This window comes from Bradyrhizobium sp. Ash2021 (genome assembly GCF_031202265.1).
Taxonomy (GTDB): Bacteria; Pseudomonadota; Alphaproteobacteria; order Rhizobiales; family Xanthobacteraceae; genus Bradyrhizobium.
On record NZ_CP100604.1, the window covers coordinates 2,479,941 to 2,505,820 of the forward strand.

General features: G+C 58.1%; 25 protein-coding genes and 1 pseudogene. 14 read left to right on the forward strand and 12 right to left on the reverse strand.

Features of this window, described 5'->3' with window-relative positions; all coding sequences use genetic code 11:
• The first annotated feature begins 168 nt into the window (after positions 1-168).
• From NL528_RS12020 to NL528_RS12055, 8 genes and pseudogenes are all read left to right on the forward strand, one after another.
• Positions 169-444, forward strand: coding sequence for a hypothetical protein (locus NL528_RS12020; RefSeq protein WP_309182870.1), 276 nt, complete (start codon positions 169-171; stop codon positions 442-444).
• A 592-nt stretch (positions 445-1,036) separates the two neighbouring features.
• Positions 1,037-2,482 (forward strand): annotated as a pseudogene (locus tag NL528_RS12025) (FAD-dependent oxidoreductase).
• A gap of 167 nt (positions 2,483-2,649) precedes the next feature.
• Entirely contained in the window at positions 2,650-3,474 is an 825-nt protein-coding gene (locus tag NL528_RS12030; protein WP_309182871.1) for a TIGR00282 family metallophosphoesterase, read from the forward strand.
• A 126-nt stretch (positions 3,475-3,600) separates the two neighbouring features.
• Entirely contained in the window at positions 3,601-4,485 is an 885-nt protein-coding gene (locus NL528_RS12035) for a haloalkane dehalogenase (protein ID WP_309182872.1), read from the forward strand.
• A gap of 98 nt (positions 4,486-4,583) precedes the next feature.
• Positions 4,584-5,003: a VOC family protein gene (locus tag NL528_RS12040; protein ID WP_309182873.1), complete on the forward strand. Its 420-nt coding sequence runs from the start codon at positions 4,584-4,586 to the stop codon at positions 5,001-5,003.
• 25 nt (positions 5,004-5,028) lie between these two features.
• On the forward strand, positions 5,029-5,922 hold the full coding sequence (locus NL528_RS12045; RefSeq protein WP_309182874.1) for a DUF427 domain-containing protein: 894 nt from the start codon (positions 5,029-5,031) through the stop codon (positions 5,920-5,922).
• Positions 5,903-6,430 carry an HPP family protein gene (locus tag NL528_RS12050; RefSeq protein WP_309182875.1) on the forward strand — a complete coding sequence of 176 codons (528 nt, stop codon included), beginning with the start codon at positions 5,903-5,905 and terminating at the stop codon, positions 6,428-6,430. Before NL528_RS12045 ends, NL528_RS12050 begins: the two co-directional genes overlap by 20 nt.
• 332 nt (positions 6,431-6,762) lie before the next feature.
• Positions 6,763-7,491: an SDR family oxidoreductase gene (locus tag NL528_RS12055; protein ID WP_309182876.1), complete on the forward strand. Its 729-nt coding sequence runs from the start codon at positions 6,763-6,765 to the stop codon at positions 7,489-7,491.
• Positions 7,492-7,545: 54 nt separating this feature from the next.
• On the opposite strand, the gene NL528_RS12060 is transcribed toward NL528_RS12055, so the two are convergent.
• The 6 genes from NL528_RS12060 to NL528_RS12085 form a co-directional block, all read right to left on the reverse strand.
• Entirely contained in the window at positions 7,546-8,235 is a 690-nt protein-coding gene (locus NL528_RS12060) for a haloacid dehalogenase type II (RefSeq protein WP_309182877.1), read from the reverse strand.
• 545 nt (positions 8,236-8,780) lie between these two features.
• Positions 8,781-9,206 (reverse strand): alpha/beta fold hydrolase, encoded by a 426-nt coding sequence (locus tag NL528_RS12065; protein ID WP_309182878.1) that lies wholly within the window; start codon positions 9,204-9,206, stop codon positions 8,781-8,783.
• 68 nt (positions 9,207-9,274) lie between these two features.
• A complete protein-coding gene (locus tag NL528_RS12070; protein ID WP_309182879.1) occupies positions 9,275-9,868 on the reverse strand; it encodes a sigma factor in 594 nt (197 codons plus the stop codon).
• Positions 9,869-10,016: 148 nt separating this feature from the next.
• Positions 10,017-10,397, reverse strand: a complete 381-nt coding sequence (locus NL528_RS12075; protein ID WP_309182880.1) for a response regulator — start codon at positions 10,395-10,397, stop codon at positions 10,017-10,019.
• A gap of 296 nt (positions 10,398-10,693) precedes the next feature.
• On the reverse strand, positions 10,694-11,398 hold the full coding sequence (locus NL528_RS12080) for a response regulator transcription factor (RefSeq protein WP_309182881.1): 705 nt from the start codon (positions 11,396-11,398) through the stop codon (positions 10,694-10,696).
• Positions 11,311-11,529, reverse strand: a complete 219-nt coding sequence (locus NL528_RS12085) for an ATP-binding protein (RefSeq protein ID WP_309182882.1) — start codon at positions 11,527-11,529, stop codon at positions 11,311-11,313. The genes NL528_RS12080 and NL528_RS12085 overlap by 88 nt, the downstream gene beginning before the upstream one ends.
• A 297-nt stretch (positions 11,530-11,826) precedes the next feature.
• Between NL528_RS12085 and NL528_RS12090 the strand changes: the two genes are divergently transcribed.
• Both NL528_RS12090 and NL528_RS12095 read left to right on the forward strand, forming a co-directional pair.
• Positions 11,827-12,687: an alpha/beta hydrolase gene (locus tag NL528_RS12090; protein ID WP_309182883.1), complete on the forward strand. Its 861-nt coding sequence runs from the start codon at positions 11,827-11,829 to the stop codon at positions 12,685-12,687.
• 42 nt (positions 12,688-12,729) lie between these two features.
• Positions 12,730-13,062 carry a hypothetical protein gene (locus NL528_RS12095; protein ID WP_309182884.1) on the forward strand — a complete coding sequence of 111 codons (333 nt, stop codon included), beginning with the start codon at positions 12,730-12,732 and terminating at the stop codon, positions 13,060-13,062.
• A gap of 289 nt (positions 13,063-13,351) precedes the next feature.
• Here the strand turns inward: NL528_RS12095 and NL528_RS12100 are convergent, their stop codons facing one another.
• Both NL528_RS12100 and NL528_RS47065 read right to left on the reverse strand, forming a co-directional pair.
• Positions 13,352-14,956 (reverse strand): MASE4 domain-containing protein, encoded by a 1,605-nt coding sequence (locus NL528_RS12100; protein ID WP_309182885.1) that lies wholly within the window; start codon positions 14,954-14,956, stop codon positions 13,352-13,354.
• A 580-nt stretch (positions 14,957-15,536) separates the two neighbouring features.
• Positions 15,537-15,875: a DUF2798 domain-containing protein gene (locus NL528_RS47065; RefSeq protein WP_375144007.1), complete on the reverse strand. Its 339-nt coding sequence runs from the start codon at positions 15,873-15,875 to the stop codon at positions 15,537-15,539.
• A gap of 185 nt (positions 15,876-16,060) precedes the next feature.
• Here NL528_RS47065 and NL528_RS12105 point away from each other — a divergent pair, with 185 nt between their 5' ends.
• Positions 16,061-17,662, forward strand: a complete 1,602-nt coding sequence (locus NL528_RS12105) for an MASE4 domain-containing protein (protein ID WP_309182886.1) — start codon at positions 16,061-16,063, stop codon at positions 17,660-17,662.
• A gap of 165 nt (positions 17,663-17,827) precedes the next feature.
• Here the strand turns inward: NL528_RS12105 and NL528_RS12110 are convergent, their stop codons facing one another.
• Both NL528_RS12110 and NL528_RS12115 read right to left on the reverse strand, forming a co-directional pair.
• Positions 17,828-19,012 carry a patatin-like phospholipase family protein gene (locus tag NL528_RS12110; RefSeq protein ID WP_309182887.1) on the reverse strand — a complete coding sequence of 395 codons (1,185 nt, stop codon included), beginning with the start codon at positions 19,010-19,012 and terminating at the stop codon, positions 17,828-17,830.
• 562 nt (positions 19,013-19,574) lie between these two features.
• On the reverse strand, positions 19,575-19,772 hold the full coding sequence (locus tag NL528_RS12115; RefSeq protein WP_309182888.1) for an SDR family oxidoreductase: 198 nt from the start codon (positions 19,770-19,772) through the stop codon (positions 19,575-19,577).
• Positions 19,773-20,149: 377 nt separating this feature from the next.
• Here NL528_RS12115 and NL528_RS12120 point away from each other — a divergent pair, with 377 nt between their 5' ends.
• From NL528_RS12120 to NL528_RS12130, 3 genes are all read left to right on the forward strand, one after another.
• On the forward strand, positions 20,150-21,796 hold the full coding sequence (locus NL528_RS12120; RefSeq protein WP_309182889.1) for an ATP-binding protein: 1,647 nt from the start codon (positions 20,150-20,152) through the stop codon (positions 21,794-21,796).
• Positions 21,793-22,464, forward strand: coding sequence for a response regulator (locus NL528_RS12125; protein ID WP_309184876.1), 672 nt, complete (start codon positions 21,793-21,795; stop codon positions 22,462-22,464). The genes NL528_RS12120 and NL528_RS12125 overlap by 4 nt, the downstream gene beginning before the upstream one ends.
• Before the next feature lie 419 nt (positions 22,465-22,883).
• Positions 22,884-23,744, forward strand: a complete 861-nt coding sequence (locus tag NL528_RS12130) for an AraC family transcriptional regulator (RefSeq protein ID WP_309182890.1) — start codon at positions 22,884-22,886, stop codon at positions 23,742-23,744.
• Between the two features lie 888 nt (positions 23,745-24,632).
• Here NL528_RS12130 and NL528_RS12135 read toward each other — a convergent pair.
• Positions 24,633-25,199: a DoxX family protein gene (locus NL528_RS12135; RefSeq protein WP_309182891.1), complete on the reverse strand. Its 567-nt coding sequence runs from the start codon at positions 25,197-25,199 to the stop codon at positions 24,633-24,635.
• A 108-nt stretch (positions 25,200-25,307) separates the two neighbouring features.
• A complete protein-coding gene (locus NL528_RS47070) occupies positions 25,308-25,712 on the reverse strand; it encodes a DUF3551 domain-containing protein (protein ID WP_375144052.1) in 405 nt (134 codons plus the stop codon).
• Between the last annotated feature and the right edge of the window lie 168 nt (positions 25,713-25,880).

Genomic DNA, 25,880 nt, shown 5'->3' on the forward strand with positions numbered 1-25,880 from the left:
CGAATTAATCGAGGCGACGACGTTTCCGGCGCAGATGAGACGGGCGCAGACGAGACGAACGAGCATCTCTTCGATCCGGCCCGGCATTCAGCGCCTTGGCGCGATCAGTCAAGGTGACACCAGAAGCGGAACGGCTCATCCCGAGCCCGCGAAAAAAGGAGTGTCACCATGTCCACCTCAACAACGAAGCATTCGACGAGTGTGGCCGCGGCCGTCGCGGCTGGTGTTATGCTGTTCGGCCCGCTTTCGCCGGCAATAGCGGCGTCCGATCAAAACCGCCCAGTCGTTCCGACCGCGCATTCGCCCTGGCTCGCTCCGATCGGTCATCGGCAGCCTGCAAGGGCGGATGTTCCCCAGAACGAGGTTCTGTCGGCTTGGGAGCGCCAACAACAAGATCTCGATGTCGAACTTGATCGCAAGCTGATCATCTGCCGCGGCTGCTGAAAGCCTCTATTCCTGAGCGGAATAGAGTCTAGTCCGACCGCCTTCGCTACCCTCGGTGGCGGTCTCCTTTAGGTTCTTTCGCGTGAGTTCGATCCATGAGCCCACGTGAAACCCAAAGGAGAACCGACCAGAGACCATACCGGCCCAGAGCGATGCCTCGAACAACGTAATTAGCCACTTGAAGCGACCTTGGAAGGCGACTTCGTCAAAAGCGGCCACGGTACAGGTCCCGCCACGCTGGGACGCGAAGCTCATGATACCGACGGCGAGAGCGACCAGAAATGCGCCTTCATGTACGAACCAATCTCAGAGTTCGCGTTTTCGCGATCGGGCTTCATTCTCGCACGAAGAGCATGCAGCCAAATATGTGTTCGGCGGTAACTTCTGCAGGCGAAGAAATTTCTCCGCCTGCCTGTAACCAAACCACCTCGGTCCGCGAACTAGCTACGTCGTACCACGCCGGACGTGCGGGGTGCGGTTTGGAGCGGAAAGACGGGACACGATGGATACAGAGATGAGGGAGAGGAACACTACTGCGCGACGCTCTTCCAGCCTGTCAGCTGGTTCGGTGGATTATATTTGAGAGGACATCATGTCTCAGGCGGAACAGTTCGATATCGTCGTTCTCGGCAGCGGCCAAGGTGGCAAGTTGCTCGCGTGGCACCTTGGCAGGTCAGGCAGGAAGGTTGCGGTTGTAGAGCGCCGCTGGGTCGGTGGCTCGTGCCCTGCCGTCGCCTGTCTGCCATCCAAGAACGAGTTGTGGAGTGCGCGGATCGCCCATCTCGTCCAGAACGCCGCGCAGTTCGGCACATTGAACGCCGCCGTCAGAACCAATATGGGCAAGGTTCGCCAGCGCAAGCAGGACATGATCGATCGTGAGATCGCATTCCATGTAAACGCCTACAAGCAGAGCGGAGTCGATCTCATCATGGGCAGCGGCCGTTTCGTGGGGCCGAAAACGATCAGGGTGGAACTGGCTGTTGGCGGAACGCGTCTGCTCACGGGTAACGAGATTATCGTGAATGTTGGTTCGCGCGCCGCCATCCCGGATATTGCTGGTCTCAAGGCGGCTCGTGCGCTCACTCACATCGAGGCCCTCGAACTCGACTATTTACCCTCACACCTGATCGTACTCGGCGGCGGCTATGTTGGGATCGAGATGGCGCAGGCTTTCCGCCGGTTCGGCAGCCGCGTGACGATCATCGAGCCTGGCCGGCAACTCATGGGACGGGAAGATGCTGACGTTTCCGAGGAGATTCTGCAGATTCTGAGAGGCGAGGGTATCGAGATCTTGGTCAACGCCAAGCCGGTCAGCGTTGAGGGTCAATCCGGAGATGCAATTGCCGTGACCGTGCGTACAGCCGCGGGCGAGCGGAAGATTGAGGGCAGCGACCTGCTCGTGGCAGTTGGCCGAGTTTCGAATACCGATGGGATCGGGCTCGCTGAGGCAGGGGTGGAACTCGATGCACGCGGCTTCATTCGTGTGAATGAGCGGCTAGAAACGACAGCCCCGCGCGTCTGGGCCATCGGCGAATGTGCGGGAAGCCCGCAGTTCACACATGTGTCGGTCGATGATTTTAGGATAGTCAGAGACAATATGACGGGCGGCAACCGCACAACGGGCGACCGGCTCGTTCCCTATGTCATGTTCACGGATCCGCCGCTCGCCCGTGTCGGCCATTCCGAGGGGGAAGCCAAGCGGCAGGGGATTCCGGTGCGTATCGGCAAGCTGCCGATGTCCAGTGTCCTTCGTACGGAAGCGACCGACGAGACCTAGGGCTTCATGAAGGTGGTTGTCGGCGCGGATGACGACACGATCCTCGGCTTTACGATGATTGGCTCCGAGGCGGGCGAAGTGATGGCCGCCATCCAGGCCGCGATGCTGGCAGCGCTTCCCTACACGAAGCTGCGTGACGCTGTCATCGCCCATCTCACGATGGCAGAAGGCCTTGGTCCACTCCTTTCGAATGTGCCGCCGCGGAATGCCGCCGGCAGCAGAAAGTCCGCATTGAGCCATCATGCGGGCGCTCCTCAGTGACGTAGTCAAGACCTAGGTTCGTTAGCTGCGGCGGCGTTCGTCACCGGCGCGGCGGGCGCATCGGCAGGCAAATTGCGCTCATTTTCGCTTGCGAAGGGGGAAGGGTGGCCATCGTCGACCTGAACAGAGATGTGGTGCAATCAGTCGCCGACTAGAGGCAGAGCAAGATGCGAATCCTCTTCATCGGCGACGTTGTAGGCGCAGCGGGTCTGGCTGCGCTTTCATCGTTTCTTCCGCCGCTACTCTCACGTTGGCAGGTAGACATTACAATTGTGAATGGTGAGAACTCTGCCGATGGCGGCTTCGGGATAACCTTTGATTCCTACCGGGCGATAAGAGAAGCGGGGGCCGACGTAGTGACCCTTGGCAACCACTCGTGGAGCCGCAAAGAGGCACTCGAACTGATTCAGAGGGAACCCTATCTTATCCGCCCAGTCAATTACTTGCCGGGTACGCCAGGGGCTGGACTCGTGGAGGTCCAGACCGCAACGCAAAAGCGCGTGCTAATCATCAACGCTCTGGGCCGATTGTTCATGGAGCCTGCCGACGATCCATTTGGTGCCGTCGCTCGTATCCTCGCAGAGCGGCGTCTGGCACGAGACGTAGATGCGACGGTCCTCGATTTCCATTGCGAGGCGACCGGTGAAAAGCAGGCAATGGGATATTTCTGCGACGGGCGAGCTAGTCTCGTCGTCGGCACACATACTCACACGCCAAGCGCAGATTGCCGCGTTCTGCCCCATGGTACCGCTTACATTACAGACGCGGGGATGACCGGTAACTACGATTCTGTCATTGGTATGGAAAGGAGCGAGCCAATCAATCGGTTCGTGACCGGCATGTCGTCGGGTCGCTTTGTGCCGGCCGCGGGAGCTGCGACGATGTGCGGTGTTGCCGTCGAGACGGACGACGAGACAGGTCTCGCGGTCAGAGCCGCAGCAGTCAGGGTCGGGCCAAATCTTGAGGAGCAGAAACCTCAATTTTGGGAATGAAATGGACAGAGCTTTCGCGACGAAATAGGCCAAATGCCTGTAACCAAACCCGAACCACCCGCGAATATAGGTTCGTCAAATCATGTGGGCGCGCCGATGATAAACGGCTACCACGGAGAAACGAATATGATCTCTGCGGCGTTTCCATACCGAAAGCAGCGGCGGCGGGTCCTCGGCAGAGAGATGGCCTATGTGGAGGTGGGAGAGGGCGACCCCATCGTGCTGCTGCACGGCAATCCCACCTCGTCGTACCTCTGGCGCAACGTGTTGCCGTACCTGCAGCCACTAGGCCGCTGCATCGCCCCCGATCTGATCGGCATGGGCGACTCCGACAAGCTGCCCGACAGTGGCCGCGACTCGTATCGCTTCGTCGAGCACCGGCGCTACCTTGACGCCCTGCTCGAGGCCCTGGATGTGCGCGAGCGGGTCACCTTGGTCGTCCATGACTGGGGTTCGGCCCTCGGCTTCGACTGGGCCAACCGCCACCGCGAGGCCGTGAAGGGTATCGCGTACATGGAGGCGATCGTGGGGCCGCAGTACTGGGACCACTGGGACAAGTTCGACATGCGTCCCGCCTTGCAGGGGCTGCGTTCAGAGAAGGGCGAGGAGATGGTCCTGCAAAACAACTTCTTCATCGAGCAGATCCTGCCGGGGGCCATCCTGCGCACCCTCTCCGCGGAGGAGATGGCGGAGTACCGGCGGCCGTTCGCCGAGCCCGGCGAGGGGCGGCGGCCGACGCTGACGTGGCCCCGGCAGATCCCCATCGAGGGCGAGCCCGCCGACGTGGTTGCGATCGCGAACGCCTACGCGGACTGGCTGAAGACGAGCAATGTGCCCAAGCTGTTCTTGAGGGCTGAGCCCGGTGGAATCCTCGCCCAAGGCGCGGTTCTCGACTTGGCCCGCAGCTTCCCGGCGCAGACCGAGGTGACGATCGCGGGACTCCATTTCGTCCAGGAAGATTCGCCGGACGAGATCGGGCGGGCCGTAGCCGGCTGGATGCGGAAGTTATAGAGCGCACTTACGTCGAACTCCCCAGACTTCGGACGGTTGCCGATGTCCCCGGGGGTCGGTTGCCAAGGTGGTGCCGACGCTCAAATGCAGGAGACATGATGCTTGCCTTGGAGGTCGTCCCGCTGCCTGTCGCCGACGTCGACCGCGCGCTCGCGTTCTACGTCGGACAGGCCGGCTTCACCCTAGACGTTGACTACGGTCCCACTCCCCATTTCCGGATTGTGCAACTCACCCCGCCCGGGTCCGCGTGTTCGGTGCATCTTGTCGCGGCTGACTCGCACAGCCGCGTGCATGATCTGTGCCTCGTTACGAGCGACCTGGAGGCCGAACGGGCGAAATTGATCGACCGTGGTGCCGACGTCAGCGCGGTCCGGCACAAAGACCCGGTCGAGACCTGGGCCGGAGGATGGAGCATGGGGTTGGACCCCGAGCATCGCGACTATGCGAGCTTTGCGGATTTCGCCGATCCAGACGGAAATACCTGGATTTTGCAGGAACGTAGTCATCGCGCGCGATGATGCGACGCGGCGAAACGAGAGGAGCATGACTATGGGGCTCTCTTGGCAACAAGGCCCTCTGGGCGGCGCGACGGTGGGCCGCTTCCTCACCCCCGAGCCGCTTCCACAACGACTGCTGTTCGCCGAGCCCCTGCGCAGACGGATGCGAGTCAAGTTGGCTGGCGAGTGGATCGCCGACAGCGAAGATGTCGTCCTTCTCCACGAGCCGGGTCGCTACCCCGTCGCGTACTTCCCGCTCGCTGACGTCCGACCGGGTGTCCTCGTCAGCGAAAATCGAGCGACACAGCACCGCGACCTCGGCGATACCGCGTGGTTCAGCGCGAGCGTCGGAGACAGAAGTGCGGACCACGTCGCATGGCAGCACACCGCCCTGCCCGAATTTGCCCACGTGCTACAGGGCCGGGTCGCGTTTGCTTGGCGAGCGATGGACGCCTTCTACGAGGAGGACGAGCGCATTGTTGGCCACGCTGCCGACGCCTACCACCGCCTCGACATCCGCCAGAGCTCACGACACCTGGTCGTCAAGCTCGAAGATGGGGTAATCGCCGACACGACGCGCCCAGTCGTGTTATTCGAATCTGGCTTCGCGCCGCGCTGGTATGTGCCGCGCGAGGACATCGACGAGAACTCGCTGACGCCGGCCGAGGGACAAACGTTCTGCCCCTATAAGGGCTTGGCCAGCTATTACGACATCGGCAGCCGCAAGAAGGCGGCGTGGTCCTATCCGCAGGCCTGGCCCGAGGTTGCACGGGTCTCCAACCTTGTCTCGTTCGAGCCGGACAAGATCGATGTCTTCCTGGACGACAAAAAGCTCGTTCTCGCGCCGGGTCAGAGCGTTGTGCCGCACGGAATCGACCGAGGCCTGGATCCTGGCGAAATGCTAGGGCGGGGTGACAAAATTGCCCACCCGCGCAACTGAATCGATCATGCCACAGGCCTGGATGCTCGACCGACCTCACCTACTTGCCATTCTCGCCGGAGCGGCCGGGGGCGCAATTGCCATCGGGAGCATGGAAGCGTTCTCCATTGAGAGGGCATTTCCGCTCTTCGCGATTCCATTCGCGACGTCGATCGTAACAGCATTGGGCTCACCAAAGGCAGAACCGGCGCAACCTCGCGCCCTTGTCGGCGGTCATCTTGTCTCCACGCTCGTTGGACTGCTGGTTGTGAAATTGTGCGGCCCAGCGCCGTGGGCCGCCGCCGTCGCTGTTGGTTTGGCAATGGTCGCAATGCATCTGACCGGCACGTTTCACCCGCCTGCCGGCATCGATCCGCTGGTTGTTGTCGTCAACAACATGTCCTGGAGCTTTCTGATTGTGCCAGTTGGCATCGGCGCCGTGCTGCTCGCAACGTTTGCTTTTGCTTGGCACAATCTCGTCACGCGAGGCGTTAATGAAGGAGATACCTGGCCCATCCGGTGGTGGTGACCTTGAAGCATTTCACACTCGTCGCGTTTCAGCCGGGGAAAGCATGCCAGCTTCGCTTGTTAGTATGTTTGAGACATGCCGATGGACTCTCAGAATGTCTGTCTATCCGAGTAGACAGAAGCGATGCGCGCAGGGTCAAAACGGCGCGATTGGTGGACGACTACCGAGCGCTCTTACGGAGCGAATTACGACCTTGCCGGTGCATACAGTGTGATTGAGAGCGGGCCAAGATGGTGTCTTGATCGGACAATTTGCTCGAACGAAAGCTTGTCTACGTAGGCATACCACGTATCAGACACACCAGTCTGACGGGTCAATAAAGGAGTTTAGAAATGGCCAACACATCGAAGACCGTGATCGTGACCGGCGGTTCGCAAGGCATAGGTGCTGGCGCCGTACAGGCGTTTCTTGAGCGGGGTTACAGCGTTGTTGCAACGTCGCGGAACGTCACCAAGTCGAAAGACCTGCCTTCGTCGCCGAAGCTGGCTTTGGTGGATGGCGACATTGGGGAAGCCACTACTGCCGCAAAAGTGGCGGAAACGGCCGTCAACACATTCGGCTCGATTGATGCATTGGTGAACAATGCGGGAATATTCTTCATCAAGCCCTTTACCGACTACACGGCTGAGGACTTCAAGCGACTCGTTTCCACCAATCTTGAGGGGTTCATCTACATGACCCAACTCGCGATCAGACAGATGCTGGCGCAAAAATCGGGCGGGAGCATCGTCAGCATCACAGCCGCGCTGGCGGACAATCCGATCGCAGGCGTAAGTGCCTCGATCCCAATGATTACCAAGGGCGGCATTAACGCGATTACACACAGCCTCGCCATCGAATATGCCAAAGACGGTATCCGTGTGAATGCGGTTGCGCCTGGAATGGTCGATACGCCACTGCAAAGGAATAGTCCGAGCGACTTTCTGAAGGGTTTGTCCCCAATGGGAGTCGTTTCGAGCGTTCAGGAGATTGTGGACGCCGTGATTTATTTGACCGAGGCTCCGCACGTTACCGGGGAGGTGCTGCACGTCGACGGCGGTGCGCATATCGGCAAATGGTGAAGTTGTGTTAGCCGGGCTCCAGGTGTGGAGGCGAGATGCGCGGCGCGTTACTGATCAGCGCCAAAGTTTTATCATTTGGGTTGCGACTGCTGGCAGATCCGGGCCGACAACCTGCGGCTGGGGCAACCCATTCACAGGCAGCGCAGCATTACCGGGTCTGGCAATGAGCGCTCCTGAACAGCCAATGCTTTGCGCACCAATCGTGTCCCACACATGCGCCGCCACCATGCAAATCGCGGACGGCGGTACATTCAATTCTTCAGCGACCATGTGGTACACCTGCGGGGCCGGTTTAAAGCGACGAACGCGATCGATGCTGAACGACCTTTCAAACCAGCCATCAATGCCTGCATGCTTGAGCGGGCTGGTTTGCGGATCGGGAGGCGAATTAGTGCATGTCACCAGACGGAACCCAGCGTCTTTTAATTGCTTCAGACCAGTTGGCACATCGGCGTGCGCCGGCATTGTGAGCATCCGTGTTCTCAATTCGTCAATGTCTGCCTCGGTAATGGAGACGTTGTGGATCGTGCCCAGCATCTTCAAGACACCCTGTCCCAACGTGAAGAACGTCACGTAGGGGCCTGACAAGGTCATTGCCTCCGAATAGAGGATGAGCTGTCCAAACCACTCGCGCATTGCCTTCCGATCGCCAAACAGTCGCTCAAACAGCGGCGCTATGAACTCAATATCGAGCAGCGTCTCATTGACATCGAAAACACATACTGATGGTTTCACGGCGTCCATTTTGGTCTTCTCATCATTTGCAAGCGCAGCGCGCCCAACAGGGATTATTGCCGCTGCGCCATGGTGTCCGTACCCAGCCCCGTAAGCAGCTACGGCGCACCGCTGAACCCAAAAGTTCATCACTCATGGCGGTTTCTCCGGTTGCGTTCGTCGGCCACGCGCCTTCCGTCGTGGCGGCACGCACTGCTCGGCCGGCGGGGTAGAACCGAATGCAGCATTTGAGGTCTCTATGTGCGCTACACACCGAGTATCTCTAATTATTCGGACGCATGGCCAAACCGGTTACAGCCTGGAGGATTATTTCGACGACCAATTCCGGCGCGGTAACCAAGGGCGTATGGTCGACCTTTCAGACCTGGTCTGCGCGCCCATACGTCGCGCCAGGAATTGCTGAGTAATCGGGTTGATCATCCGATCCTCTTGCGCAACAAGATCCAGGAGGGTTTTGCCCTCCGCGCCAGCCTCGGTGCCTTTTCCTGAATGCATGCGAGGGCTATGGGACGCTGCGTTGCTGCCAAGAGCGCCGCCTGCTCGGACAAAGCGTGCTAAGCAAAGGTCGTGCCAAATCGATCGTCGGGCATCCAAAGGAAGCCATGCTTGTCAGGAGCCAGTTGAGGTGCCTCCGGATGCGGCTTTTCGCGATAGAAGACCTCTCCAACGGTCTCGCCTTCGTCAGGGGTCAGAGCCGCAATGAAGACCAGCGACCGAACTCTTTGGTTGAAACTTGCCCCTATCACCGCGCCGGCATAAGCATGGGCAACCAGAACGGCCGGCCCATTGGTCCGCTCCAATGCGCTTTCAAGCGCTGTGACATCATCTGACAATGACGTTAGCGGAATCGGAGCGGCGAGGACCCTCAGCCCCTCGGATTGCAGCGGCTTGATAACGCGTGTCCAGCTGGAGCCGTCGGCCCAAGCGCCGTGCTCGATTTCCGCAAGGCGCAACTGTCGGTCGTTCTGGTTGCGAAGCATTAGATGTCCCTTACGAGACGCCGGCAAAGTCCCGCTTGATGCGAGAGTCCTCCTCATCGCATGTCCCTTCACTCCTCGGTCACGGGATTGCGCAGTTTGCGGATCGGCAGACCTTTTGAGTGCCTCAGGTGCCGAGGCTCTGAAGAATTGTCGGACGTCGTTGCCGCAATGACGTCACAGGACACCAAGGCAGCCAGTTTCTTGAGACCTCGATGGATGTTGATCTTGACGAGCGCTGTGGATTGGCCACTTGCGCCGGATGCGCGTGCGATGCTCAGGCCCTTCAGTTTTACGAGGCGGATCACGCAGGCTTGCGCAGGCTTCAGCCGGCCAAGGAGATTTTCCATCACCGCGGCGCTTATCGCGGCTCCCCCGTGATCCTCGATCGGTATTTCGTCGTCAAGCGGTAGTGCGGCGAATCGAGACGCGTCACGAACCCGATCGATCCACTTGTAGCGCGCGATCGCGGTGACCCATGCTCCGAAAGCTCTCGACGGTGCGTATGTGTGCCGATTGGCATGGATCGCAAGAAGTGCTTCCTGCCTCGCATCTTCGGAAGCGGGACTCGGAAGCCGGCGCGCATAGTAGCGGCGCAGCCACGCGTCCAATTCTCGCAGCAATTGCTCGTAGGCGCGGCCGTCGCCAGCTTGTGCCGCGGTCATCAGGTAACCCCATCGCTCGGAGCGCCTGTCCCAATTCTCGGACCGGATTTCTGTTCGCGCCGTTTGCCGTGGACGAATCGCGAGATCGGACGACGACGTTCTCTGAACAGCATCGGCGACGGGTGGCGTTGAGCCGAGTGTCGAGGTATTATTGTGTAGGGCGGTCATTGGAGAGGCTCCTCTCGACCCAATCAAGCAGGGAGGCTGTTTCAAACGGCTTTCTGAGAAGACATTGCGCGCCCGCCGCAATTGCTTCATCGTCTAAACGCTTGTCAGGCAGAGCCGTGATCAGGATTACGGGTGTCATGATTCCCTGTTCGTGGAACCTTCTTACGAGGTTAAGTCCACCCATCCCGGGCATATGAACATCAGCGATGACACAGTCGAAGCTGAGCAGTGTTGACGACGTCAAGAACGCTTCCGCCGAGATATACGGCTCGACCCGACAGCCGATGGAGCGCATCAAATCCACAAGGGACAAGCTAAGCGCTTCATCGTCGTCGATGACTGCGACGAGCGGGCTTGTCACCGAATGTAACCTCGCCAGGTGCGCGCAATCCTGGAAAGGCAATGGGGACGAAGGCGCCATCCCAGGTGAGGCCGTGTCGCCCATCGTTTGGCTTTCGAGGCAAGAGAACCGCTATGCAACCGAGAAAGAATGTGCATGGCATCATCTCCCTGGCAGTCTGACGTCACCGGGTGCCGAACGGCAGCACAAGGCGAAGCCGAACCTTGCTTTCGGCGTCGCACGGTCACAATCTCTCGGTAATGAGGGATAGACCCATACGTTGGTATGGGTTTTCGGCGGTCAACCGGTGCGCGCCCTCATGTCTGGATGTCGAGGGCCTCTGCTATCCGAGCGAGCGTTGCTACGGATTTTGCTCTGAGCTTTCGCATGACGTTGCCGCGATGCATCTTCACGGTGACTTCGCTAATCGACAATTCGTTCGCGACCTGTTTGTTCATGAGCCCGGACGCGACAAGCGCCATCACTTGCCGTTCGCGGGACGTCAGGAGTTCATACCGCTCCTGCAATTGAGCAATCTGCGCGCCCTCTCGACGCCGGTCTTGGTCAATTCGAATCGCCGTCGCAACGGCATCAATCAAATCCTGATGCCTTATCGGTTTGGTCAGGAAGTCGACAGCGCCGGCCTTCATGCCCCTCACAGACATGGGAATGTCGCCATGACCGGTCATCAAAATGACAGGCACCCGGATATTGATGCGTGCCAGATACTCTTGTAGCTCCAATCCGCTTGTGCCCGGCAGCCGAACGTCGAGCACGAGACACCCGGGAGCGTCGAGCAGCTCAACCTTGAGAAACTCTGACGCGGATCCATAAAGCGCGACTTCATAGCCCATGGACCGAAGCAGATCTCCAAGTGACTCACGGACCTCCTTGTCGTCATCGACGATGTGAACAAAAAAAGACGACGACACTCTCAGTGGCTCCTGGACATCTGGACGGATTGGCGAAGCGGGAGAGTGAAAGTGAATGTCGCGCCATGCGTGGTGTTTTCCTCCATCCATAGACGTCCTCCATGGACTGCAACAATTTTGCGGCAGATCGACAGGCCTAGGCCATCACCTTTCTCTCTCGAGATCGCCTGAAACGCTTTGGCGATCAGCTCTATTTCTGACGCTTTGTTCTCAAGCCTCATAGCGAGTCGCTCTTACCGACAATTTTCATCGGCGCATACCGGAATGAAGGTGCAGATGCCGAGACTTGGCGCATCCGGCTACGCATATTCCCGCCAGTCAGCCCGCAATGCGGCAGGCAAGAAATTTCTTAGCGGGGATCGGCGTGCTCTGTAACCAAACCAGTCCACCCCACGAAAGTAGTCACGTGAAACCAACGTGGATGTGTCCGGAGCTGCCGTATCTGGAGGTACAGTAACCTGTCCGATCGCGTTACACAAGTTACTATCTTCCGAGCCAAATACCCGAGGGAATCGCTCATGACCACGATCCGGTACCGGCACGCCCACGTCGATGGGTTCAAAATATTCTACCGGGAGGCCGGCCCGGTCGATGCGCCGACGCTGCTGTTGCTTCACGGGTTTCCAAGTGCCGGCCATATGTTTCGCGAGTTGATCCCGGCCTTGTCGGATCGCTTTCGCATCGTAGCTCCAGACCTGCCGGGCTTCGGCCAGTCCGACATGCCGTCTCGCGACAAGTTTTCCTACACCTTCGCCAAATTGGCCGAGGTAATCGAGCGTTTCACCGAAATAATCGGACTCGGTCGCTTCTCAATCTACGTGTTTGACTATGGTGCGCCGACCGGCTTTCGACTGGCCGTTCGACATCCCGAGCGTATCACCGCAATCATTTCTCAGAACGGCAACGCCTACGAGGAAGGGTTGAGCGACGGCTGGAATCCTATTCGGGCCTATTGGATGGAGGCCACGGAGGCGAACCGGAAGGCACTGCGTGCCTTCCTCTCTCCCGAAACAACGATCTGGCAGTACACGCACGGCGTCGTCGACCCGTCCTTGGTTTCTCCGGATGGATATTCGCTTGATAACTTCTATCTGGCGCGTGCCGGCGCGGATGAAATTCAGCTCGATCTCTTCGGCGACTACAAGAGTAACGTCTCGATGTACCCGCAATTTCAGGCCTATTTCCGCAAGCACAAGCCGCCGTTTTTGGCGGTCTGGGGCAAACACGATCCCTTCTTCTTGCCGGCGGGTGCGGAGGCGTTCAAGCGTGACATTCCAGGCGCGGAAGTCCGTTTCCTCGACACTGGCCACTTTGCGCTCGAAACCCATTGCGACGAAATCGCCGCGGCGATCCGCGAATTTTTGCCGCGCTCGAAATGAGAACCTGGTGATGGCCCGTTAGCAGACAGCGAGACGACGATAATGAACTATCTCACGTTCATACCGGATGGTTGGGATCCGGCAAACGATGATCCTAGCGTAAGAGAGGTCACCATGAAATCGTTTCTTCCAGGTGCGCTTTTGTTCGCTTTCGCAGTGGCGCCAAGCGCGGCGGTCGCCGATAAGTTCCGATCGCCGTCCGAGGCCCGAAGCAAAACGACCGAGGACGTGCATGTGCAGCCACGAGGACGGAGCTTCGCTCCAGGCTCTGCCGACGATAATGACATCCAGAGAAAACTCGAAAGCTTCAACAAGGCGCAGCAGAATCTGGACAAGTCATTAGACAAGAAGTTGATCATCTGTCGCCGCTGTTAGTGCGCCGTTCGCCCCGCCGATAAGAGATGCAAATGAGGTCGGACGTATCAGCGTCTCGTGACGAAAGTGCTCAGGAATGCGCAAGTTGGGCTGAGCATTGATCGGGCGAGGCTCGTCTGCCAAATGTTGATGGAAATCGATGAATGCTATCCGAAACGCCGGATACAGTGCATTCCGGGCTCAAGTCGGACATCGTGTGAAGTCCAAAAAGTGTGATAATCAGACCTAGGCGCGCAGAAGGTCACCGACGCATTCGCGGCCGACCATGACACGGATGGGGCCGGCACAACTAGGATGGAGTGCCCGGAACTACCGGCACCGTGAAGTGAAAAATGGCGCCGCGGCCTTCATTGGCGGTCACCCACAATTGCCCTTCATGCGCCTCGATAATCGACCGGCAGATCGACAGCCCCATGCCCATGCCGTGCGTTTTGGTCGTGAACATTGGGTTGAATATCCGGTCCACGGCACCGGGCTCGAGGCCTTTCCCCGTGTCTTCCACCGACACCATCACATATCTGGAGTGATGGACTTCAGACTTTATGGATAACACCCGCTCCTCATTCTTCGTGACCATGGAGTCAATTGCGTTCGTAATCAAATTCATCAGCACTTGTTGCAGCTGGATCTGTTCGCCTGTTATCCGTGGCAGCCGTTCGTTAGGGTCGAATTGAACGGCAACGCGATGTGTTTGCAGTTTGTCGCGAACGACGGCCAAAGCTTCCTGGATGAGGTCGTCGATATCAAGCGAAGTGCGGGTCCGTGCACCCATCTTGAAATGCGCCCGGATATTTTCGATCACGGCGTCCGCGCGGTGTCCGGCGGTCACGACGAGGCGCAATGCATCCCTGGCCTCATCGAGGTTAGGGTCGACACGATCAAGCCAATTCAATCCCGCGCTCGCACTGGTTATGATCGCCCCTAATGGCTGTTTGACTTCGTGGGCAATCGAAGCCGAGACGGCGTCGCCGGTCATCAGCCGCGCCTCACGTTCGCGACGCTGCGCCAGCAGGGCGCGGTGCAGTTGCGCGTAAAGCGTCGTTATCTCATACAACAGGACACAGAGTACAAGAATGCTGGACACGAACCCGAGGACCCGGCCGGCATACCAGCCGGCGCTGAACCGGGCCAGATCGGACAACGAGGGCATATAGATCTCAATTGCATACGCGCAAACGACCACCATCAGCCACAGATCGAGGACCGAATGCTGGCGCATCCAGAGCAAAGTGAGCGCAAGTGCATTCCACAGGATTAGACAACCGACCGTATAATAGGAGAGGGTAGAAAAATGGACCAGGTCGAGCATGGTGCGGGGCAAGTGCGCTTGCCCCGCTGTGACAAGAAACGTCGCTACAATCACGACGGCCGCGGTCACGGCCACACTCGAAAGAATGGCCGCACCGGCGGAACCCCGCCACAGCCCCTTGGCCGGATCGGCATCCTTCAAAAGGGCGTACGCGATGACGAACGTAGGAAAACCGGCGTGCCACAGATTATAAAGCCAAGTCGTGCTCTGTAGCCCCGCGCCAAGCAGGCCACCTGGCGTGAAGACGCCCGGAAAGGTCAGCATCCACGGGATCACGATAAGTGCCATGAAGAGATATCCACTCGCGATCGCGAGGAGGGCACGCGAGCGCATGATGGCGAACTGGTTGAACAGCAGGACCGCGGTGATCAAGTCATTCACGAAGACCGCCGTGCCGTAGGCCGGGACGAAGGCATCGATCCGCCCCAGCTGGATGTTCGAGAGCCCCCCTGCCAAGATTAAAACGGCGCCAAAGAAGGAGAGCACGATCGCAAGCGCGAGCCGTTTTTGCGGCCGGCTCGGCGGTAAGTTCGCAAGGGTGAAAGGCTGATCCTCTGGGACAATGAAAGGCGGCTTCTTCATCATCGGAGCGACTCTTAGCAGCGGCTGGAACGCGCGGCACGAGGCTCAGCTTCGCCATTCGCATCACGGGCTGCAGCAGTCACCGCCATACTTATTGGGCCAACTGACGACGAGTAAGGAAGCGTCGCCACCTTTGAAAAGACCACGCTGGCAAGGTTTCCTGCGGCGGCGCATGCGCCAATGACCGAAGCTCCATCGTTCCCGCTCCCCGTTCGATCAGACGCCACGGGTGACATCAGAGTATATCTCATTTGAACGTGGAGAGGGGCACACCCACGCTACTTATCGATGGGCGGCGCCCGTGCCCCCCCGCGCCCGGCGCGGGAGGGCAAAAGGTCTAAGCCGCGCCATTCTGGTGTTAAGCCGGGGATCGATAGAGAAAACTCATAAAATCATAATAAACACAACGACATATGGCCGAGAGAGTGTCCATTCACATAGGCCTCGCTAAAGCTCGGCTAGGCCCGTCACGCTCTTCAACATCAATCAGTTAGTGGCGGCACAAGCCCGCTCCATTCCGGAGGCCTCCAATGGGCAATTCAATGGGGAAGAGGTAGGTGGCCGTGATCGGCATCAAGGAGAGTCATATTCCCTTGCCGTGATCATCGGAATCAATCGTCAGGGCGAGTACGAGGCGCCAAATAGCAGGGGCAGCCAGCACCACAATGGGAATGGTTGTCGTCCATGCAATCAGCCAGGAGCCGAGCCAGTTAGCGATCCCACCACAAGCGTCATCAATCGCTATCTTCCAGATTGTTTCGGCGAAGTGATCGGCTCGACTCGCAGATCGCGACGGGGCCACTCGCGTCGACTTTGACGTGCCGCCCGATATGCCAAAATCGACGCGAATGACCCCAACCAGACATCGATCTCCACGTTCAAACAAGATATATACTGATCCCACGCATGGAGCATTCGTCACTGGCGCGTCCGCAACCGCCGAAAACCCTGCCAGCCCAGCTTTTTCAGAGGCGGTGACGCTTCCTTAATCGTCGCAAGCTGTCTCGATGGCAGAAATGGCGGTGAACGACGGCGGCCTTTGATGAGAATGGCGAAGCCGTTTGAGCTTCATGCCCTGCGTTCCAGCCACTGCCAAGAGTCGCTCCGATGATGAAGCCGGCCGTCTTTGTCCCAGAGGATCAGCCTCTCACCCTTGCGAACTTACCGCCGAGCCGGCCGCAGAAACGGCTTGCGTTTGCGGTCGTGCTCACCTTGCTGGGCGCCCTTTTCATCTCGGCACCGAAGCTTTGGAACGTCCAGCTGGGGGGGATCGACGCCTTCGTCCCGGCCTATGGCACGGCGCTGGTCGTGAATGACTTGATCACCGCGGTTCTGCTGTTCAACCAGTTCGCCATCCTGCATTCGCGTGCCCTCCTCGCAATCGCGAGTGGGTATCTCTTCGCAGGGTTTATGGTCATCCCGTGGATGCTGACCTTTCCGGGGGTGTTCACACCAGGTGGCCTGCTGGGCGCGGGGCTACAGACCGCGGCTTGGCTCTCCGCTCTGCGGTACGCCTGTATTCCTCCGTTCGTCATCGCATATGCCCTTTTGAACGATCCCGATCCGCCCAAGCGATTGTGGAAGGGCTCAGTGGGAGCGACCGTCGTTTGGAGTGTCGCGATGTCCGCGGCCATCGTATGCGCCGTGACATTTCTTGTCATAGCGGGTGATGCATATTTGCCCCCCATCTCCATCGATCTGGTCCGTTTTTCCACCTTCTGGCTTTATTTTGCCAGTTGTCTAATACTGTGGAACACACTTGCACTCATTTTGCTCTGGATCCGCAAGCGGTCGATACTCGATCTGTGGCTGATGGTGGTCGTTTGCGCGTATGCAATTGAGCTCTATCTGGTCGCGTTTCCTGGTCTGGCCCGGTTCAGCGCCGGCTGGTACGCCGGCCGAATCTACGGGTACGTCGCCAGCATTCTTGTACTCTTTGTCCTGTTGTATGAGATAATGACGCTTTACGCGCAACTCCTCCGCGCGGTCTTGGCGCAGCGTCGCGAGCGTGAGACGCGACTGATGACCGGCGATGCCGTGTCAGCCTCAATTGCTCACGAAGTCAAACAGCCATTAACGGCGATCATAGCCAGTGCGAACGCAGGTTTAAATTGGCTCGATCGTGTCGAGCCTGAGCTCGATAGCGCCCGGAATGCGTTGCGACGCGTCGTGGCCACCGGACACCGTGCGGACGCCATGATCGAAAATATCCGGGCGCATTTCAAGATGGGTGCACGGACACGCACTTCGCTTGATATCGACGACCTCATCCAGGAAGCTTTGGCCGTCGTTCGCGACAAACTGCAAACACATCGCGTTGCCGTTCAATTCGACCCTAACGAACGGCTGCCACGGATAACAGGCGAACAGATCCAGCTGCAGCAAGTGCTGGTGAATTTGATTACGAACGCAATTGACTCCATGGCTGCAAAGAATGGGGAACGAGTGCTGTCCATAAGGTCTGAAGTCCATCATTCCAGATATGTGATGGTGTCGGTGAAAGACACGGGGAAAGGCCTCGAGGCCGGTGCCGTGGACCGGATATTCAACCCAATGTTCACGACCAAAACGCACGGCATGGGCATGGGGCTGTCGATCTGCCGGTCGATCATCGAGGCGCATGAAGGGCAAATATGGGTGACCGCCAATAAGGGCCGCGGCGCCATTTTTCACTTCACGGTGCCGGTGGATCCTGGCAGCGCATCCTAATCGGGCTCCATCCGTATCGCGGCCGGCCGCAAGTGCTTAGTGGTAGCCTTCTGCGCCGCCCAAGTCCGACTGTGGCACTTTTCTGACCTAGCGAGCCAAGCCGGCGATGTCGGCTCATTCGGGGTAAAGCGGACGTCGCGTACCAGCCGACCGATGCCGCTGCGGTCACAATTGCCCACCGGCCTTGTTCAACGAATTGTTCGAGGTATCCTCTATCGGACCGTTCGCGCGAACGTCGAATGTACGCGCTCCGAGCTCCGGCGGAATCGGCTCTAGCCACGGCGCAGCCATTAGCGTTTCCTCCGCATCGGAGAGACCCTGCGCCCATCGCCTTTCCATCGTTGGGCGGTCGAATTCGTAGTCCTTTGATTGTCCTAGCGCGTGCTCCGGACGGTAAATCACTTCAACGATGTCCATGGTAGTCACGCAACGGAATTCGTCGAGCAAGGCGGCTTCCGGGCCGGTCCTCAGATCGTCGGGGAGTCTCTCCCAAAGCATGTTGATGCTGTGGCGCAGATCATGCAACCGCCGCAATGTGTCCGTAGCCGCCCGCGTTCGGCTTGAATAGCGGATGTCCTTGTCCCGCTCGGTAACCTCGTTCAAATTCCCGGGCAGGGCGCCGCGGGCCGGGAAAAGGTCCACCTGGAAGATGAGATGGCTACGGCGCGGATAATACTCGATCACGTATTGCAGCGGTGTATTGGATACCAGGCCGCCGTCCCAATAGTGCTCTCCGTCGATTTCCACGGAGGGAAAGCCTGGCGGAAGAGCGCCGCTCGCGAGGATGTGCTCCGGCCTTATCTCGGTCTCGGCATTATCGAAGTACGCGAAATTGCCTGTCCTTACGTTTACGGCTCCGACGCTGAAGCGAATTTCTCTGGAATTAATGCGGTCGAAATCGACAAGTCGCTCCAATGTGGATTTCAGCGAGCTCGTGTCGTAGTAGCTGGTCGGCGTGTGGCCGAACCACCACTCGGTAGGCTTTCGCGGCGCGAAGAAGTTAGACTGGCCGAACATCAGCGCATGCATTGCGCTGATCTGCTTTCCAAGGTCGAAAGGCAAACCCGTACCGTTGACGAGGTCAGAAATCCGTGCGGGCCAGATCGCGGACGTTGTGATCGTGCGCCAGAATTCCCGCAGTTTTTCAACCCGCATTTCCGGCGAATTGCCAGCGATCAGGGCGGCATTGATCGCGCCGATCGAGATGCCGGCCACCCAGTCAGGCTTGTAGTCCGACGAGGCGAGCGCCTCGTAAACGCCGGCTTGATAGCTTCCGAGGGCGCCCCCGCCTTGCAGGACGAGTGCAACCTTCTTCGTGTACGATTCTGGCCGCAAGGCAGCTTGCTTCATTGTCCGCCCTCTGTTTTTGCTCGAGAGACTTTTCCGGGGCACGCGCCCAAGCGAACTCCCGGTCGAGCCCCAACCAAACTCGACCTAGTCATCAAACTCAAGGCCGCCAGGGCGCTCGGCGTCACGATACCGGAATCGTTCCTGCCGCGGCTGCGCGCCGACTAGGTGATCGAATAAAGCACATAATTGCTACGGTGCATGAGTCTCTTCCTGGCACCCTTGAGACATGCCGACGGACGTCTCGAATGTCTGCTTGTCGGGGAAGACCAGAAGTGGTTGGCGCACCGTCAAAACGACGCGATTGACCCTAATCGGACTCATGCGACGCCTCATTCCGCCGATTGATACGTCACCCATTTTGGACTAGGCCGTGTACTCATAAACCCGGCGGCATGACGCACCGACGTTGATGTCCGCTTTGCGCCCAAGGCGACGCGTTGTTGCGCAGCAGCGAAATGACGGAAGGCCAACAGCCGACATCCGCTCGGGCCCGACGGCCGGATCTTCGATCTTGTCGATTCCCTGCAGCCGCACATCGGATCACAGTGAGTTAGCCGCTGCGTCAAAGTTCAGCGAACCAGCCGTCGATGACCACTTCCGATCCAAGGATGTAGCTGGATGCGTCACTGGCGACGAACAGCACCGCAGCGGCGATTTCGTCGGGTTGTCCAAGGTGCCCGATTGGAATCAGCTCGCTGGCGCCCACGAGATAGTCGCGAAAGTCCGCTTCAGTCTGCCCGGAATGTTCGGATTGGCCCACGCCCCGAAGGATGGGCGTCTCGATCGGGCCCGGACTGACCAGTTAAGAAACCAAGGGCGTATCCGCTACGCCGTGTGTGTAGTGGCAGAACAAGTTCAATCCAGTTAGGCTAACTTTGCGATGTTGGATCTTAGCCATGCAGACTCCTAGCGCTTCTACAATAGTAACGTCTCAGGTCCATTTGGTTATCGCATAAATGGTCCAGCCACGTCTGACATACTACTTTCGCGGTTTGCTTCGGTTTGGTTACAGGTACACAAAGAAGTTATTCGCCACCGCCGTTGCAGTCGGCTGACTGAGTACGATAAAGCCGGACCAAGTTTGAGGACATGTGCCGAAATATCCCGGCAATCGTTGACGGTGAGAGAAGTCTCGCTATGAAGCTTGAGAACAAAGCGTCTGAAATAGGACGAATTGCCAAGGCGTTCCAGGCAATCTCAAAGGAGATCAGCTACGAAGGGTTAGCTAAAGCCCTTCTCAAAGCCGCACTCGACTATTGCGGAGCAGCGCGTGGTGCTGTGCTGCTGAGCGAAAAAGGTGAGTTGCTTGCCAAAGCCGATGCAAGCTTTCCACGCGAAAGGGCGAGGTTCTTTGTTTCGGAACCTGCGGCCGGTGACTTCCGATTGTTGCCAGATATCAGCGAACGGGTACTTGCGCGTCAGGAAATTGTCGTCAGACAGGATTGCTGGAAAGGGTCCGCACTGGTCGATCCGGCCGAGTGCCCGCCGGGGCAGAACATAGCGCAATTGTTCCTGCCTCTGATTCATCAAGACCGGACCATCGGTGTTCTCTACCTCGAATCAGAGCGCAAGGAGACATTCACGCCCGGGTGTATCTCTGTGATATCGATGTTGGCTTCGCAGGCTGCCGCATCCTTCGAATCTACGCAGCTTTTCGAGGCACTGCGTGAGACCAACTCGTGGATGATCAAGGGTCAGCAGATCGGCCGGATGGGCAGCTATCGCTGGAACACGCGGACTCTGCTCTCGCGAGCATCGCGCGAATGCTACCGCATCTTCGATATCGATCTTGACGTAAATCCGGTACCGTTCGAGGTGTTCAAGAGCCGAGTATACCCTGACGACATCAATGCTTTGGAGCAAGCGCTCAGGGAGGCCGTCAGTACCAAGTCTCCGTTCAGTCACGAGTACAGAGTTGTTCATAGAGACAGCTCGATCCTGCATGTCGTAGCTGTCGGACAATTCGACCTCGGCCCAACCGGCGATGTCGAATTGGAAGGGATCATCACCGATATCACGGAATGGAAGGCCGCGGAACATGCGCTCACGGACGTGCGAAACGAACTTGCGCGAGCCGTCCGCCTCGCATCGCTCGGCGAACTCGCAGGCTCCGTTATTCACGAGATCAATCAGCCGCTGACCGGGATCATCATGAGTGCGGAGGCTTGCCTCCGGTGGCTCGCGCGGGATCCCGCCGAACCCAGTGAAGCTCGCAAGTCCGCGATGCGTGTCATTGAACAGGGACGCCGGGCGAGCGACATCGTCACGGGCCTCAGGTACCTGGTGCGCGACGCGCGGATCCGATTTAGCGAGGTCGAGATCAATGATGCCATCGATGAAATTCTTCTTCTTTTGAAGCGAGATATTGAGCGTGCCGACGTCACGCTCAGGACGGCCCTTGATAACTCGATACCGACCGTCGAGGGGGATCGAGTGCAGCTTCAGCAGGTCGTCCACAACCTCGTGCGCAATGCAATCGACGCCATGACTACCGTTAGTGGAAGGCCTCGCGTTCTGACTGCTTCCTCAAAGGTCGCCGACGGTTGTGTCTTTGTCAGTATCGCTGATGCTGGCGTCGGCATCGCCTCCACGAGCAGGGAACGACTGTTCGATCCCCTCTACACGACAAAAGGCGACGGCTTGGGCCTGGGTCTGTCGATCTGCCGCAAGATCATTGCTGTCCATGGAGGAGGTCTCTGGGTGGAGGAAGACACGGCTCATGGCGCAACCTTCACGTTCACTGTCCCGCTTCGCCAATCGGCCTCGGTGCCGGGGAGCGCCTGAAAGTGTCGTCGTCAGTTTTTGTTCATATCGTCGACGACGACAAGGCGGTTCGCGAGACGCTTGGAGATCTGCTTCGCTCCATAGACTATCAGGTAATGCTCCATGGATCTGCCTCGGAGTTTCTCAATGTTGAACTGCCCGACGCGCCGGCATGTCTGGTGCTCGACGTTCGATTGCCGGGCACGAGCGGGTTGGAGCTGCAAGAGTATCTGACCAGCATCAATATCTCGATGCCTGTCATTTTGATGACAGGCTATGGCGACATTCCAATGTCTGTGAAAGGCATGAAGGCTGGCGCGGTCGATTTCCTCGCCAAGCCGATACGGGAACAGGAGTTGATTGATGCCGTTGCCACGGCGATTCGAATGGACCAGGACCGGCGTCACGACCTTGTGCAAGTTACTCGATTGCGAGAGCGGTATGCGCTCCTGACGCCGCGTGAAAGGCAAGTGATGGTGCTTGTGGCGTCCGGGTTCATGAACAAGCATGTCGCGAGCGAACTCTCGATCAGCGAGCCAACCGTGAAAATGCACCGCGGCAGCGCTATGCGAAAGATGGGAGCAAAATCCGTAGCGACGCTCGCTCGGATGGCTGAAGCTCTTAACATTCAGAGGCAAGGCGCGACCGTGACCTCGGTACCAAAGGTACAGACCAAGGTATGGGTCTGAGTATCACAACCGCGAGATTGCGGCCATGCGCGGCCGAAAGCATGGTTTAGCTAAACCTTGTGCTGCCAATCGACACTGGGTAGCCGTCTGCTCACAGGGGAGATGATGCGATGCACATCCCTTCTCGATTGTATAACAGCCCCCCGGATCGAATGCCTGACGATCGACGATTCAGCGTTAGTAGGGATGACCACTGCCCCCCGATGCGCTCCCATGATTTCGCGCACGTGGCAAGATTAAGATCAACATCTATCGAGGTCTGAAGAAAATGGCTGCCTTGGCGTCTTAGCGGTAACGAGAGACGGAAACGAACGCATCTCGCAAGCAAAAAGCAGAGCACATGAATTACGCTTCTACCGGCATGGCAGAGAGTCCAGCGAGTGCCAACACGGGCGCGGTCATCAAGCGGAGGCAATGTCTTGAATCCGACCGTTAAGATCACGCCTGCCGAATCTATTGAACGTTTCGGTACGGGCTGCCACTGGTGGTTTTCAGAAAGCGTCCACGTTCCGATCGGATGCAAGATTGAGTTTCTCTTTCAAGGACCACTGCATTTACTCGTATTGTACAATGAAGGTACACGTCGGAACGGTGAAACATGGATCGATGGCCTACCTTCATCAAGGCTTCGAAAGTTTACGCATAAGCTTACTTTCGTACCTGCGGGATGCGCCTATCGAGAATGGCATGAGAGCGGCGCTTCCACTCGAGTAACCCTTCTGTATCTGGACCCTGCTGCGTTTCAGAAATCGGACGATAGCGAAGGCGCGTTCCAGCCCAGAATATACTTCGAGGATTCTCTTGTCTGGGAGACAGCATCGAAATTGAAGAACACGATTGAGGACGCTCGGGCCAGAAGCATGCCGTACCTGGAGGCGCTCTCTGGTGTTCTTGCGCATGAGTTATCTTGCGTGAACGACGAGGCAGCTCGCGCGCCGAAAGTGAATCGCGGAGGTCTCGCCAGTTGGCAAAAACGCGCCGTCGTCGGCTATATTGAAGAGCACCTCGGGAAACAGGTCTCGCTTTCAAAACTTGCGGAACTGGCGCGACTTAGCCAGCATCATTTTTGCCGAGCGTTCAAGCAGTCATTCGGAACTCCACCGCATCAGTATCAAGTGCAGCGCCGCATGGAGGTCGCCAAGTCGCTCCTGGCGAATCGAGCGAGCTCGGTCACGGATATCGCCCTCACTTTAGGGTATGCGCAGACCAGCTCTTTCAGCAATTCTTTTCGAAAGACGACAGGCTGGACACCCACGGTGTATCGCAGGGAATTCCAATGAGCCGACTCAATGGGTCATTCAGAGGTTGACGAGTGAACGGGACACTTAGCTTCGGAGACAAGGAGTGCGTGTTGAGCCTTGTATGCAGACCCATCCTGTGGAGCTGTGTCTGGCGTCTATTGCCGGCCACCGCCACTCGAGGCGCGGGAAAGCGGACAAGGTCAGGCTATTCGTCCTATTATCTCACCGGCCTCGCTTCGCCGCCGCCATACTTGGACGGATCGTCGTAGCTAGGGGTGTCGTGATAGCGGACCGGCGGGCTACGCCGTTCGACTGTCCAACCCGGAGCGGCAAAGCCTAAGGTCAAATCTTGCTTGGCACGAACGATGACATGTAGCGGTCTCGAACGATGCGCCGTTGCTGCGTTGGCAGAAGCACACAGGGTGATCAACAGGCATAACACCAAACCAGAACGCATCGCATTTACTCCAATCGACCTCTCGCCGTTCCTGCATGATGCGCGCCGCACTTCCCCAATCGCAGCGAGTTCACGATCAGTCTCATCGCAGGCATCATGCGCGCATGCACGAGAAGTTAGATATCATTCAACACCTGCTCCGGCTTATCCATTTTTCGCGCGGGTGTGTCGATCGTGCTATTTTCGGTGGCCGACGAGTTAAATTAGTAACCGTCTGCGCTGTCTAAATTTCCGGATGAAGATTAACAGGCTGACATCTTCGAGATCCGAGAGCTCGATCTGCCCCAGGCCAAGCCCGTCGCGTCCTTCTGGGTTTTCATCCCGTTCGAATCTCTATTCCCGAATGACGTTTACGACGTCATCGGCCATGCTGGGACGAGACGGGATAAGACACTGCGGACCCTGCGACTGGGCCGTTCGCAAATGCGTGATCGTTTTGCGAGCGGGCCGACCAACCCGTCCGAATCTAACTATTGCGGCACACCGTTTGGCGTCGCGCGACGAGCGGCGTCTATTTTGCGGAACAACCAGTTATCCACGGCGAAGGGGCCGCAACCACCAAGAACAAGCGCAGCAAGACAGGCCAAATAAAGCAAGTCAGTTTCGAACCCTGGTTCGCCAAAATGCGCCCCGTTTGGCGTGATTGCTTGAAGGTTTATAGACGAGAAACCGTATGGCAAGTGGACCGTGAAGATAGCCACCAGTAGCACGATGGCCATCGGAATGCTGACGAGTGGAACGAGCACTCCCAGCGCAATGCAAAATCCTCCGACAATTTCCGTTACGATCGTGATCCAGGCGAAAACGTGGGGAAAAGGGAGTCCCATCGCGTGCAAGAGACCGGAGAAATTGTCTGCGCCGCGTAACAATTTTGCAAAGCCATGTGCGGCAAATCCGTATCCGACGATCAGGCGCAAGGGAAGAGGCGCCCACCGAGCGGCGGAGCAAGAGAATAGGGCGTGACACACAGTGAGGCTTCGGTCGAAGCCGCTGCTGGGGCGTTTCATAGCGCTATCGGGCGCTTTTGATTTACTCATTTTGCACTCCTCTCTTTGTCATTGGGAAGACATGCCACCTTTGGCGGGGCACGCCCGGGCCCTGCCTAGACCCCGCTGGGGGTCGGAGATTGCGCAAGCGGCCTGAAGTCATTTCGACCGCCCGTGATTTAGCTTCCCATAGGCATTCGGCGACGGGGCGTGGGAGATCAGGCTCGGATTCTCGATGCATTCTTCAGCTGTCCCGGACGCTGTCTGCATGCATTGCGCTCGTGTAGTGAAGTCGCATTGGACCGCGCCCTCGCGCCGGGTGCACCAGGCATAATCAGCGGCGTGGGTCGGTTGCGGGAGAAGCGAGGCGATCCCGCCGACGCCAGCTGTAGCCACAAAGACGAACGGCAGTGCAATTGATCGAACGTGCGCAAGCGTTCGTTGGATCGATGTCGCATCAATGGTCAGGACATGTTTCTGGAACATTGTCTTCCTTCGTGTTCGCGGCGAGCAATTGACGTCCGGGTTCGCGCGCGGTTTCAAGCGGGAGTTACGAGAGCTCATTGCCTCACCAAGCGACGACCAGGTCCGGATATGAGACCTAGCCGACTCCTTGTCGATGGGTTGGGTGCCGAATGCATCAAGATTGAAAAAGGCAAGGCAATCCCGAACGCGCAGGACGCGGATCAATTCAATATTTCAGGTTGCGCCTAGTAGGGCCTCATTGACCCC

Excerpts from the sequence above, each read along its gene's own strand:
- NL528_RS12030 (WP_309182871.1), top strand. The coding sequence starts at position 2,650 with ATGCGAATCCTCTTCATCGGCGACGTTGTAGGCGCAGCGGGTCTGGCT.
- NL528_RS12095 (WP_309182884.1), top strand. The coding sequence starts at position 12,730 with ATGAACTATCTCACGTTCATACCGGATGGTTGGGATCCGGCAAACGAT.
- NL528_RS12070 (WP_309182879.1), bottom strand. The coding sequence starts at position 9,868 with ATGACCGCGGCACAAGCTGGCGACGGCCGCGCCTACGAGCAATTGCTG.
- NL528_RS12085 (WP_309182882.1), bottom strand. The coding sequence starts at position 11,529 with ATGAGGCTTGAGAACAAAGCGTCAGAAATAGAGCTGATCGCCAAAGCG.
- NL528_RS12110 (WP_309182887.1), bottom strand. The coding sequence starts at position 19,012 with ATGAAGCAAGCTGCCTTGCGGCCAGAATCGTACACGAAGAAGGTTGCA.
- NL528_RS12055 (WP_309182876.1), top strand. The coding sequence starts at position 6,763 with ATGGCCAACACATCGAAGACCGTGATCGTGACCGGCGGTTCGCAAGGC.
- NL528_RS12090 (WP_309182883.1), top strand. The coding sequence starts at position 11,827 with ATGACCACGATCCGGTACCGGCACGCCCACGTCGATGGGTTCAAAATA.
- NL528_RS12080 (WP_309182881.1), bottom strand. The coding sequence starts at position 11,398 with ATGGATGGAGGAAAACACCACGCATGGCGCGACATTCACTTTCACTCT.
- NL528_RS12100 (WP_309182885.1), bottom strand. The coding sequence starts at position 14,956 with ATGATGAAGAAGCCGCCTTTCATTGTCCCAGAGGATCAGCCTTTCACC.
- NL528_RS12120 (WP_309182889.1), top strand. The coding sequence starts at position 20,150 with ATGAAGCTTGAGAACAAAGCGTCTGAAATAGGACGAATTGCCAAGGCG.
- NL528_RS12035 (WP_309182872.1), top strand. The coding sequence starts at position 3,601 with ATGATCTCTGCGGCGTTTCCATACCGAAAGCAGCGGCGGCGGGTCCTC.
- NL528_RS12060 (WP_309182877.1), bottom strand. The coding sequence starts at position 8,235 with ATGGACGCCGTGAAACCATCAGTATGTGTTTTCGATGTCAATGAGACG.
- NL528_RS47070 (WP_375144052.1), bottom strand. The coding sequence starts at position 25,712 with ATGAGCTCTCGTAACTCCCGCTTGAAACCGCGCGCGAACCCGGACGTC.
- NL528_RS12105 (WP_309182886.1), top strand. The coding sequence starts at position 16,061 with ATGATGAAGCCGGCCGTCTTTGTCCCAGAGGATCAGCCTCTCACCCTT.
- NL528_RS12135 (WP_309182891.1), bottom strand. The coding sequence starts at position 25,199 with ATGAGTAAATCAAAAGCGCCCGATAGCGCTATGAAACGCCCCAGCAGC.
- NL528_RS12065 (WP_309182878.1), bottom strand. The coding sequence starts at position 9,206 with ATGCTTCGCAACCAGAACGACCGACAGTTGCGCCTTGCGGAAATCGAG.
- NL528_RS12020 (WP_309182870.1), top strand. The coding sequence starts at position 169 with ATGTCCACCTCAACAACGAAGCATTCGACGAGTGTGGCCGCGGCCGTC.
- NL528_RS12045 (WP_309182874.1), top strand. The coding sequence starts at position 5,029 with ATGACTATGGGGCTCTCTTGGCAACAAGGCCCTCTGGGCGGCGCGACG.
- NL528_RS12040 (WP_309182873.1), top strand. The coding sequence starts at position 4,584 with ATGCTTGCCTTGGAGGTCGTCCCGCTGCCTGTCGCCGACGTCGACCGC.